This is a genomic window from Paracoccus sp. S4493, assembly GCF_000967735.1.
GTDB classification, from domain to species: domain Bacteria; phylum Pseudomonadota; class Alphaproteobacteria; order Rhodobacterales; family Rhodobacteraceae; genus Paracoccus; species Paracoccus marcusii.
In genome coordinates this window covers 17,507-28,020 of the sequence record NZ_JXYF01000123.1, presented here as the reverse complement: position 1 = coordinate 28,020, position 10,514 = coordinate 17,507, and the positions used below count along the sequence as shown (strand labels likewise).

Genomic DNA, 10,514 nt, shown 5'->3' with positions numbered 1-10,514 from the left:
ATCAGCGCCAGCGCGCCGCCGCGCGGGCCCGCCAGCCCCATGACCAGCCCGACCGACAGCGCCGCCCCGGCCAGCGCCGCCAGCGGCAGGCCCAGGGGAAAGGCCGCGGCCAGCCCGGTCTGAATCGCCAGCACCGCGCCAAGCGCCGCCGTGCCCGACGTGCCGATCAGCCCCGGTTCGGCCAGGGGATTGCGCAGAAAACCCTGCATCGCGGCCCCTGCCAGCCCAAGCGATGCGCCCACCGCCGCGCCCAGGATGGCGCGCGGCAGGCGCAGTTCCTGCATGACCAGGACCAGCAGCGGATCGCCCCGCCCGAACAGCGCCGCCAGCGCGGGCCCGGGCGGCTGCCAGCTGGTCCCGATCATCAGCGATGTCACGAACAGCACGCCCACAAGCGCGCCAAGCGCGGCCGTCAGCCTCATGGCGCCACCTGGCGCAGCTGTGCCACGGCGCGCAGGACATGCGGCGTGCCACAGGCCCAATCCCGGTCGGGCGCAGTGACGACCTGCCGCCCCGGCGTGATGGCGCGCAGGACGGGATGGTCCATCACCTCCTCGGCGCGCGAGGCGCGGGGCTGAAGCTGGCCGGTCACGATCAGGTCGGGATCGGCCATCACCAGATCCTCCAGCGGCACGAAGCCTCCCTGCGACAGGCCCAGTTCCGTCGCAACGTTCGTCAGGCCCGCCGCCGCCAGGATCGCCCCGGCCAGGCTGTCCTGACCCGCGCTGTAGCCGTTCGCCCCATACAGCGCCGCCCGACGGTCGGGGCGCGGGTCCGCCTGCAGTGCCGCCAGGTCGCGGTCGAACTGCGCCACGATCCGGTCGGCGCGGTCCCGTCGGCCCAGCACGTCGCCCATCAGGCGCAGGTTGGTGCGGATGCTGTCCAGGTCCGTCCCCATGTCGAAGGTCGCTACGCGCAGGCCCAGCCTGTCCAGCATGTCCAGCGTCGCCGGAGAGGAATAGGTGCCCGCCAGCACCAGATCGGGCTGCAGGGCCAGGATATCCTCGGCCTGGCCGCGGTTGGTGGGATAGGCCTCGGCCTCGCGCGCCATGGCCGAAGAGACCGGGTCCTGCGCCAGATAGCTGACCGAGGCCAATTGTCCCGGCGCCGCCACCAGTATCGCCAGCTGATCGGTGCACAGGTTGATCGACACCACCCGCACGGGCGCATCGGCCCATGCGGGGGCGGCCATCAGCGCCAGCCCGATCAGCCCGCGGATCACCAGCGCGCCTGCAGGCCGATGGTGCCGGTCCGCCACTGGTTCGCAAAGCCCCAGACATCCGAATAGTCGCGGTCGAACAGGTTCACCACCCGCGCCGTTGCCCGCACGTTCGGCGTCAGGTCATAGCCCGCGGCAAGGTTGACCACGGTATAGGACGGCAGTTCGCGCGTCTCGAACCCGCCCCAGAACTGGGTGTCGAAGGTGCCCGCCACATGGCGCAGATCGCCCGTGACCGACCCGCGCCCGTCCAGGACCGACAGTGTCGCGCTCAGGCCGGCCTCGTGCCGGGGGCGACGGGTCTTGACGCTGCCATCGGGATTTTCCGCGTCCAGATAGGTATAGCTGGCCCCCAGGGTCAGACTGTCTGTCGCCAGAATGCGGGCCGCGACCTCGACCCCTTGGCGGGGGCTTTCGCCGGACTGGTTGCGATAGGAATAGAACGCCACGCCATCCTCAATGCCGACAAGATAGTCGGTGATCTCGTCCTCCAGCGTCTCGTTGAAATAGGTGACGTCGATGGTCCCGCGACCGTCCGGCAGCTGCGCCTCGACCCCCAGGTCAAAGCCGCTGTTCTTTTCCGGGCGCAGGTCGGGATTGCCCTGATAGACGGTGCCGAAGAAGCCGGCATCGGCATACAGCTCGAAATAGGACGGGTTCACCAGCCCCGTCCCGGCGGATGCGTGCAGGCGGAACGGACGGTCGGGCATCTGCCAAGACAGGCCCAGGTTCCAGCTGGTGAAATCGGCAAAGACGCGGTTCGCGTCGTGGCGCAGCCCGGCCTGGACATCCAGTCCGCTGGCCAGCATCGCGCGGTATTCCAGCGCGACCGACGACATCTCCCGGGACTGCCCCGGCGCAGTCGAGTTGCTGTCGCGCTGATGTTCCGCCAAGAGGTTCAGCAGCTGCGAGGCATCGGCGGCCGACCCGTCCAACCCCAGGCTGGCGCGGTATTTCAGCTTTTCGGTCTGGCCGCGCCGGAACGGGCTGTTGTCCTGGCTCTGCCGGGTGATGCTGTGCTGATAGTCCAGGCGCTGGACCAGGCGGCCGTCCAACGCGGTATGTTCCGCCCAGACCCCGCCCTGAAACTCGTCGCGGCGGCCGAACAGGTCGGCATCGACCAGATAGCTTTCGGCATCGGTCGCGGCAAAGTTCTCGGCGTCAAAGCCGTAATCCTCGGTGGACTGGCGCAGCGCCACCCCAAGGCGCAAATCGTCGGTGGCCAGGACGTCGCCGGACAGGACGGCGGTCTTGCGGTTGATCCCGTCCTTGCCGCCGCCATCGCCCGACTAGTCATAGCCCAGATCGTCGCGCGCCGACAGCGACAGCCGCAGCCCGCCCCGCTCCCCGCGACGGCTGACATGGACCGACGCCGCCCCGCCGTTCCCGGCCTCGACCGAGCCGCCATAGGACAGGCCCTGGGGCGCGTCGCGCGTGATGATGTTGATCACCCCCGCCGACGCGTTCGATCCATAGAACACCGATTGCGGCCCGCGCAGCACCTCGATCCGGTCGATGTCGGTGGTCTCCAGCCCGGTCAGCACGTATTCGTCCTCGCCCCCCGCCGCCTCGATGCCGTCGATCAGGATCAGGGTGTGGTTCGCCTCGGCGCCGCGGATGCGGACCTGTGCGATGCTGGCGCCGCTGCCGCTGACCGACACGCCGGGTAGCGCGCGCAGGGCGTCCTGGACGGTGGCGATGCCGCGATCCTCGATCTCGGTCGCGGTCAGGACGGTGTGGGCGCGGGCATAGCCGTCCTGGGCCACGGGCGTGATGCCGGCGGTCAGCACGATCTCGTCCAGCAGGATGGGTTCCCCTGGTGCCGCACCTTGCGCGGCGGCGGTCACGGGAAGGGCGACAAGCGTCGCCAGAAGACAGATCGGACGGCGCATCGGCACGGACCTTTCAAGGCAGGCACGGCCTGCGGCAAACAGAAATGTCCGGCACACGGACCCGGTGGGTCGCGGCAGGACGGTGACTGTCACCACTGCGGATCAGCCGCTTTCCTGGCACGCCCCGCGCCGGAAATGGGTGAGTGCTGCGGCAGGTCTCCTGGCTTGCGGGTCGATGCCTTGGCCGGCCTTCCCGGATCGCTCCAGTGGCATGATCGGCCATCGCTCTCCGCTTACAGTTGCGGGGGCAGCCCCGGATTGGCACCGGCGTTCCCTTTTGATCCGGCATGCAGGCCGGAACCGTAGCGGCGCCCTTGTGGCGCAGAGGCCCCGGAGCTGTCAACGGGATTCGCCCACCCGTTCCACGCCCGGCAAAAGGCGGTCACCGCCCGCCCCGGCCCGATCCCAGACCGGCCGAAATCCGTTCCGCCGCGGTGGCGACCATGCCGCCGATGCGGTCGACGGCGGCATCGGTCATGCGGTTCGTGGGGCCCGACACCGACACCCCGGCCACCGCCTCGCCATAGCTGTTAACGATGGAGGCCGCGACACAGCGCATCCCCAAGGTGCGCTCCTCGTCGTCAAAGGCAAAGCCGCGATGGCGGATCAGGGCGATGTCTGCCTGCAGCGCGTCCGCGTCGGCGATGGTCTTGTCCGTAAACCGGGTGAAGGTCGCGTCGCGCAGGAACACCGCCAGCCGCGTCTGATCGAACGCCGCCAGCAGCGCCTTGCCGATTCCCGATGCGTGCAGCGGAGACCGGGTGCCGGGCGGGAAAAACGCGCGGATCGTCTGATGCGTCTCGCCCTGGCTGACAAACAGCACGTCGCCGTCGCGTTCGATGCCCAGGTTGGCCGTCTCTCCGGTCAGGGCCATCAGGTCGCGCATCACTGCACGGCTGCGTTCGACGATGTTGGTGCGGCGCAGGAAGGCCGAACCAAGGCGGAACGCCTCGGGGCCGATGAACCACTCCTGCCGGTCGGGATTGTTCTCGACATAGCGACGGTGTTCCAGGGTGGCCAGGACGCGGTGCATGGTGGCGGGCGACTGGTCCAGATGCGTGGACAGCCCGGTCAGGGTGATCCCCTCATGTGCGGCCAGGGCCTCCAGCACGTCCAGCCCGCGGTCCAGGGCCTGGATGCTGGCGGCGGGCTGATCAGCCTTGCCACCTTTTGGCCGTCCCCGCTTGCGCACCGGCTGCTGCATCGGAATCACGCCCCTTCCGTCTGTAACACCACAAAAAAATAATTTCATGAAAGCCGTTTTCCGGCAATGAAAAAATCACGCGCCCATGATTTCGCTGCGAAACCTGCATTAAACCAGATTTCCGAAAAACGATTTCAAAAAAATTTACTGGTTTGCGGACCCGTGCTACACCTTGTCGCATCAAGGAGAAGCCGACCGTGAGCACCCAGAACCCGATCTTCATTCCCGGCCCGACGAACATCCCCGAGGTGCTTCGCAAGGCCGTCGACATGCCCACAATCGACCATCGCAGCCCGATGTTCGGAAAGATCCTGCATCCCGCGCTGGAGGGGGTCAAAAAGGTCCTGAAATCGACGCAGGCGCAGGTCTTCGTGTTCCCCTCCACCGGCACCGGCGGGTGGGAGACGGCGATCACCAACACGCTGTCGGCGGGCGACGCGGTTCTGGCCACGCGCAACGGCATGTTCAGCCACCGCTGGATCGATATGTGCCAGCGGCACGGCCTGGACGTCCAGGTCGTGGACCAGTCCTGGGGCGAAGGCATCCCCACCGACCGGTTCGAGGAGATCCTGACCGCCGACACGGCCCATCGCATCAAGGCGGTCCTGGCCACGCATAACGAAACCGCCACCGGCGTCCGGTCGGACATCGCCGCGGTCCGCCGCGCGCTGGACCGGGCGGGCCATCCCGCGATGCTGTTCGTGGACGGGGTCAGCTCCATCGCCTGTTATGACTTCCGGATGGACGAATGGGGCGTCGATGTCGCCGTTACCGGGTCGCAGAAGGGCTTCATGCTGCCCCCCGGCCTGGCGATCGTCGGCTTTTCGCCCAAGGCGATGACCGCGGTCGAGGGCGCGGGCCTGCCGCGCACCTTCTTCGACATCCGCGACATGGCGCGGGGCTATGCCGCGAACGGCTTTCCCTATACGCCGCCCGTCGGCCTGCTGAACGGGCTGAAGGTTGCCACCGACATGCTGCTGGACGAGGGGCTGGAGAACGTCTTTGCCCGCCATCACCGCATCGCCGAAGGCGTCCGCCAGGCCGTCGCGGCATGGGGCATGACCCTGTGCGCCGCGCGACCCGCGCTGTATTCCGACAGCGTCAGCGCGATCCGCACGCCGGACGGGTTCGACGCCAACCGCATCGTCAGCCATGCGCTGAACACCTATGGCGTGGCCTTCGGCACGGGCTTGGGCGATGTCGCGGGCAAGGTCTTCCGCATCGGGCATCTGGGGATGCTGACCGACGTGATGGCCCTGTCGGGGCTGGCCACGGCAGAGATGGTGATGGTCGATCTGGGCCTGCCCATCACCCTGGGCTCCGGCGTCGCCGCCGCCCAAGCGCATTACCGGCACAGCGCGGGCCAGGCCTGCAGGCAGGCTGCGTGATGGACGCGATCCCGACCCTGGACGACATGCTGGCGGCCCGCGACCGCATCCGCCCGCATGTCCACGTCACCCCCGTCCTGACCAGCCGGATGCTGGACGAGCTGACGGGCGCGCAGCTGTTCTTCAAGTGCGAGAACCTGCAGAAGGCCGGCGCCTTCAAGGCGCGCGGCGCCAGCAACGCGGTCTTTGGCCTGTCGGATGCCCAGGCCGCGCGCGGCGTCGCCACCCACTCCAGCGGCAATCACGGCACCTGCCTGTCCTATGCCGCGGGACGACGCGGCATTCCCTGCACGGTCGTCATGCCCCGCACCGCCCCGCAGGCGAAGAAGGACGCGGTGCGCGGCTATGGCGCGCGCGTTGTGGAATGCGAACCCTCGACCAGTTCGCGCGAGGCGGTCTTTGCCCAGGTCGTGGCCGAGACGGGGGCAGAATTCGTGCATCCCTACAACGACCCGCGGGTGATCGCCGGACAGGCCACCTGCTCGGCCGAGATGCTGGAGCAGATCCCCGGCCTGGACGCGGTCATCGCCCCCATCGGCGGCGGCGGCATGGTGTCGGGCACCTGCCTGACCCTGTCCGCGCTGGCCCCCGCCACACGCATCTATGCGGCCGAACCCGAACAGGCGGACGACGCGGCACGCAGCTTTCGCGCCGGCCACATCATCGCAGACGACGCGCCCGTGACCGTGGCTGACGGGCTCAAGGTGCCGCTCAAGGACATGACCTGGCATTTCGTCCGCAACTACGTCACCGACATCCTGACCGCGTCCGAGGATGAGATCATCGCCGCGATGCAGCTGATCTGGAAACGGCTGAAGATCGTGGCCGAACCCTCCAGCGCGGTGCCGTTGGCGACCATCCTGAAGAACCGCGACGTCTTTGCCGGCCAGCGCATCGGCGTCATCATCACCGGCGGCAATGTCGATCTGGACCGCCTGCCCTGGACCAACGGAGATGCCCAATGAACGCCCACGCAGAATTCGCAGGCCTCGAGGTCGGATACGACATTCCCGCCCTGCCGGGGATGGACGAGGCCGACATCCAGACCCCCTGCCTGATCCTTGATCTGGACGCACTGGAACGCAACATCCGCAAGATGGGAGATTACGCCCGCGCCCACGGCATGCGCCACCGGGCGCATGGCAAGATGCACAAGTCGGTCGACGTCCTGAAGCTGCAGGAGCGGTTGGGCGGCGCGGTCGGCGTCTGCTGCCAGAAGGTGTCCGAGGCCGAGGTGTTCGTGCGCGGCGGCATCCGCGACGTGCTGGTGTCGAACCAGGTCCGCGACCCGGCCAAGATCGACCGCCTGGCGCGCCTGCCCTTGCGGGGCAGCCGGATCATCGTCTGCGTCGACGACATCGCCAACGTGGCCGAACTGTCGGCGGCGGCGCAGCGCCACGGCACCACGCTGGAATGCTTTGTCGAGATCGACTGCGGTGCCGGCCGCTGCGGGGTCAGGACGACCGAGGCGGTGGTGCAGATCGCCCAGGCCATCGACGCCGCCCCCGGCCTGAAATTCACCGGCATCCAGGGCTATCAGGGCGCCATGCAGCACATGGACAGCTTTGACGACCGCAAGGCCAAGCTGGACGCGGCCATCGCCCAGGTCCGCGAGGCGGTCGAGGCGCTGACCGCGATCGGCCTGACGCCCGAACTGGTGTCGGGCGGGGGCACGGGGTCCTATTACTTCGAATCCAACTCGGGCGTCTTCAACGAGCTGCAATGCGGCAGCTATGCCTTCATGGATGCCGATTACGGGCGCATCCTGGACCGGGACGGCACCCGCATCGACCAGGGTGAATGGGAAAACGCGCTGTTCATCCTGACCAGCGTCATGAGCCACGCCAAGCCGCGTCTGGCGGTGGTCGATGCCGGCCTCAAGGCACAGTCGGTGGACAGCGGCCTGCCCGTCATCCACGGCCGCACGGACGTGAAATACATCAAGTGTTCCGACGAACACGGCGTGGTCGAGGACCCGGACGGTGTGCTGGCCGTCAACGACAAGCTGCGCCTGATCCCCGGTCATTGCGATCCGACCTGCAACGTCCACGACTGGTACGTGGGCGTCCGGGGCGGCAAGGTCGAGGTCGTCTGGCCGGTCTCTGCCCGCGGAAAGGCCTATTGATGCAGACGCAATCCCCCCTGCTGATCGTTCCCGAACACCTGATCGCGGACCTGATCTCGGCCCAGGACTGCTTTGCGGCGGTCGAACAGGTCTTTGCCGCGATGGCGCGGGACACGGCCTACAACTTTCCAGTCATCCGTGAGGCGATCGGCCATGCCAATGCGCTGTACGGGTTCAAGTCGGGGTTCGACCGGGAATCGCTGGCGCTTGGGCTAAAATCGGGCGGGTTCTGGCCGCGGAACGCCGACAGGGGCCTGACGAACCACCAGTCGACGATCTTCCTGTTCGACGCCGATACCGGGCGGTGCCGGGCCGTGGTGGGCGGCAACCTGCTGACCGCGCTGCGCACGGCGGCGGCCTCGGCGGTGTCGATCCGTCACCTGGCGCGGCCGGATGCGCGGGTGCTGGGCATGATCGGGGCGGGGCATCAGTCGACCTTCCAGCTGCGCGCCGCGCTGGATCAGCGGGACTTCGACAGGGTCGTCGGCTGGAACCTGAACCCCGCCGACCTGGATCGGTTGGCCAAGGTCGCCGATGAACGCGGCATCCCGTTCCAGGCGGTCGACCTGGATCAGCTGGGCGCGCAGGCGGACGTGATCATCACCATCACCTCGTCATTCGCGCCCATCCTGCAGGCCGCCCAGGTCCGGCCCGGCACGCACCTGGCCTGCATGGGCACCGACACCAAGGGCAAGCAGGAGGTCGAGGCCGCATTGCTGGGCAAGGCGTCGGTCTTTACCGACGAGGTCGCCCAGTCCGTCACCATCGGAGAGGCCCAGCACGCCGTGGCCCAAGGACTGATCGCACCGGACGACATCACCCAGATCGGTGCGGTGATCAACGGCGACCGTCCAGGCCGGGTGTCCGACGACCAGATCACCCTGTTCGACGGCACCGGGGTGGGACTGCAGGACCTGGCAGTCGCATCCGCCGCGGTCGATCTGGCGGTCGAACGCGGGATCGCCATCGCGGTCCAGATCTAGCGTCACCCCCGCGCACCCGACAGCGGGCGCGCGGGGTGCTGTCACTTCGCCTGGCGCGCGATCCAGTCGTCGATCCCGGCCTGCGCCACTGCCTGGTCCTGGGCCGGCGTCCCCGAGGACACGCCGATGCCGCCCACCACCTCTCCGTTCCACAGGACCGGCAGACCGCCGCCGACCACCATCAGCCGCCCGCCGATGGCCGAGGCGATGCCATAGGCCGGCGCGCCGGGCTGGCTGGCCATGCCATAGTCGTGGGTCGCCTTCTTGGCCGCGGCCGCGGTGAAGGCCTTGTCGATGGCGATGGTGGTCGAGGTGACCTTGCCACCCTCCATCCGTTGAAAGGCGATCAGCTGGCCCGCCTCGTCGGTGATGGCGATGCACATCGGGACGCCGATCGTCCGGGCATGGGCCTCGGCACCGGCCATCAGGATGCGGGCGTCGTCGAGATCGAGTCGGGTCAGGGTCTGCATCGGAATTCCTTGGCTGTTGTCCGGGTGCCCGGCCGCAGCGGAACGACCCGAAGGTCGGCGACGCGGACGGGCAATGCTTAGCAGGCGGGTCGCGGACGGCCACCCCCAATGCGCAACGCGCGCGGGGCGCCGCCGCCCGGATCACGCTAGCGCGACGGTTTCGGTTGCGGAATCATCCGCGACATAGAAGACTTTCCACGTTCCATTGAAAGCGGGCCAACGGCGATGTCCTATCTTGAAAGCTTGCGGGTCTTCGTGCGGGTGGTCGAACTGGGCTCGATCACGGCGGGGGGGCGCGATCTGCGCCTGTCGCCCGCGGTCGCATCGAACCGGATCAAGGATCTGGAAAACCGCTTTGGCCTGCGCCTGCTGAACCGCACCACCCGCAAGCTGACCACGACCGAGATCGGCCGCGCCTTCTATGACCACGCCCGACGCGTGATCGAGACCCTGGACGAGGCCGAGGCCCTGATCGGCAGCTTTTCGGGCAAGCCGCAGGGCGTGATCCGCCTGACCGCGCCCCTGGGCCTGGGACGGCGGCTGGTCGCGCCGCTGATCCCGCCCTTCTGCGCCGACAATCCGGGGATCGAGATCCGCCTGCGCCTGTCCGACCGCAACGTCAACATCGTCGAGGATGCCATCGACCTGGCCTTCTTTCTGGGAGAGCCCGCCGATTCCGCATTGAAATGGCGCAAGATCGCTGAATGCCCGCGGGTGCTGGTCGCGTCGCAGGCCTATCTGGACGCCGCGGGCACGCCGCTGCGGCCGGACGACCTGGCGGGTCACAACTGCCTGTTGCTGCGCTATCCCCGCAGCCCGGAATATTACTGGACGCTGCAGACATCGGACGGGCCGCGCAAGATGATGGTGCAGGGGCGGTTCGACACCGACGACGGCGACGTGCTGCGCGATTGGGCGCTGGCCGGGCACGGCATCGCCAACCGCCCGCTGTACGAGGTGACGCAGGACCTGGCCGACGGTCGCCTGGTCGAGGTCCTGCCCGCCAACCGCCCCCTGCCGGCGCAGTTCGGCTGCCTTGCCCCGCACAGGCGTCTGCAGGACCCCAAGGTCCGCATGTTCGCCGACCACGCGGTGCGGGAGCTGCGTCCGCTGTTCTAGGCCGGGGCAAGGACTTTACAGCGACGATTGATAATCGGCACGGGACGACTGCACCACCGCGGGGTTTGCCGTTGATCCGCCTGCATATTCCACGGCCTGTCCGTCCGGTGGGTG

The 10,514-nt window shown here is 68.2% G+C and carries 11 protein-coding genes and 1 riboswitch; of the genes, 5 read left to right on the top strand and 6 right to left on the bottom strand.

The genetic code is table 11. The annotated features are described in order from the left end of the window. The 5 genes from TW83_RS14535 to bhcR form a co-directional block, all read right to left on the bottom strand. The coding region (locus TW83_RS14535) for an iron chelate uptake ABC transporter family permease subunit (RefSeq protein WP_045983491.1) at positions 1-422 on the bottom strand (422 nt) is incomplete at its 3' end. Next, entirely contained in the window at positions 419-1,222 is an 804-nt protein-coding gene (locus tag TW83_RS14530; RefSeq protein ID WP_239441379.1) for an ABC transporter substrate-binding protein, read from the bottom strand. The genes TW83_RS14535 and TW83_RS14530, both read right to left, overlap by 4 nt. Further along, positions 1,219-2,430, bottom strand: coding sequence for a TonB-dependent receptor (locus TW83_RS22105; RefSeq protein ID WP_255352800.1), 1,212 nt, complete (start codon positions 2,428-2,430; stop codon positions 1,219-1,221). The genes TW83_RS14530 and TW83_RS22105 overlap by 4 nt, the downstream gene beginning before the upstream one ends. A 78-nt stretch (positions 2,431-2,508) precedes the next feature. Beyond that, positions 2,509-3,111 carry a TonB-dependent receptor plug domain-containing protein gene (locus TW83_RS22100; RefSeq protein ID WP_239441374.1) on the bottom strand — a complete coding sequence of 201 codons (603 nt, stop codon included), beginning with the start codon at positions 3,109-3,111 and terminating at the stop codon, positions 2,509-2,511. Between the two features lie 132 nt (positions 3,112-3,243). Continuing rightward, positions 3,244-3,431, bottom strand: a riboswitch (cobalamin riboswitch). Between the two features lie 62 nt (positions 3,432-3,493). After that, on the bottom strand, positions 3,494-4,315 hold the full coding sequence (bhcR, locus tag TW83_RS14520) for an HTH-type transcriptional regulator BhcR (RefSeq protein ID WP_045983490.1): 822 nt from the start codon (positions 4,313-4,315) through the stop codon (positions 3,494-3,496). A 197-nt stretch (positions 4,316-4,512) separates the two neighbouring features. Between bhcR and bhcA the strand changes: the two genes are divergently transcribed. From bhcA to bhcD, 4 genes are read left to right on the top strand one after another with little or no spacing between them, the layout of a single operon-like run. Continuing rightward, the gene (gene bhcA, locus TW83_RS14515; RefSeq protein WP_045983489.1) at positions 4,513-5,703 is read left to right on the top strand and encodes an L-aspartate--glyoxylate aminotransferase BhcA; all 1,191 of its coding nucleotides are present in this window, start codon (positions 4,513-4,515) and stop codon (positions 5,701-5,703) included. Further along, a complete protein-coding gene (gene bhcB, locus TW83_RS14510) occupies positions 5,703-6,668 on the top strand; it encodes a beta-hydroxyaspartate dehydratase BhcB (RefSeq protein ID WP_045983488.1) in 966 nt (321 codons plus the stop codon). The genes bhcA and bhcB overlap by 1 nt, the downstream gene beginning before the upstream one ends. Continuing rightward, on the top strand, positions 6,665-7,828 hold the full coding sequence (gene bhcC, locus TW83_RS14505) for a 3-hydroxy-D-aspartate aldolase BhcC (protein ID WP_045983487.1): 1,164 nt from the start codon (positions 6,665-6,667) through the stop codon (positions 7,826-7,828). Before bhcB ends, bhcC begins: the two co-directional genes overlap by 4 nt. A 17-nt stretch (positions 7,829-7,845) precedes the next feature. Continuing rightward, positions 7,846-8,811, top strand: a complete 966-nt coding sequence (gene bhcD, locus TW83_RS14500; protein ID WP_045983495.1) for an iminosuccinate reductase BhcD — start codon at positions 7,846-7,848, stop codon at positions 8,809-8,811. Between the two features lie 41 nt (positions 8,812-8,852). Here the strand turns inward: bhcD and TW83_RS14495 are convergent, their stop codons facing one another. Further along, complete coding sequence (locus TW83_RS14495; protein WP_045983486.1) at positions 8,853-9,281, bottom strand: heme-binding protein; 429 nt, start codon at positions 9,279-9,281, stop codon at positions 8,853-8,855. Positions 9,282-9,506: 225 nt separating this feature from the next. Between TW83_RS14495 and TW83_RS14490 the strand changes: the two genes are divergently transcribed. Next, positions 9,507-10,400: a LysR family transcriptional regulator gene (locus TW83_RS14490; protein ID WP_045983485.1), complete on the top strand. Its 894-nt coding sequence runs from the start codon at positions 9,507-9,509 to the stop codon at positions 10,398-10,400. Positions 10,401-10,514 lie beyond the last annotated feature (114 nt).

Bases quoted from the DNA above. Each gene is read 5' to 3' on its own strand.
- TW83_RS22100 (WP_239441374.1), bottom strand. From the start codon at position 3,111: ATGCGCCGTCCGATCTGTCTTCTGGCGACGCTTGTCGCCCTTCCCGTG.
- bhcR (WP_045983490.1), bottom strand. From the start codon at position 4,315: ATGCAGCAGCCGGTGCGCAAGCGGGGACGGCCAAAAGGTGGCAAGGCT.
- bhcB (WP_045983488.1), top strand. From the start codon at position 5,703: ATGGACGCGATCCCGACCCTGGACGACATGCTGGCGGCCCGCGACCGC.
- bhcC (WP_045983487.1), top strand. From the start codon at position 6,665: ATGAACGCCCACGCAGAATTCGCAGGCCTCGAGGTCGGATACGACATT.
- TW83_RS14495 (WP_045983486.1), bottom strand. From the start codon at position 9,281: ATGCAGACCCTGACCCGACTCGATCTCGACGACGCCCGCATCCTGATG.
- TW83_RS14490 (WP_045983485.1), top strand. From the start codon at position 9,507: ATGTCCTATCTTGAAAGCTTGCGGGTCTTCGTGCGGGTGGTCGAACTG.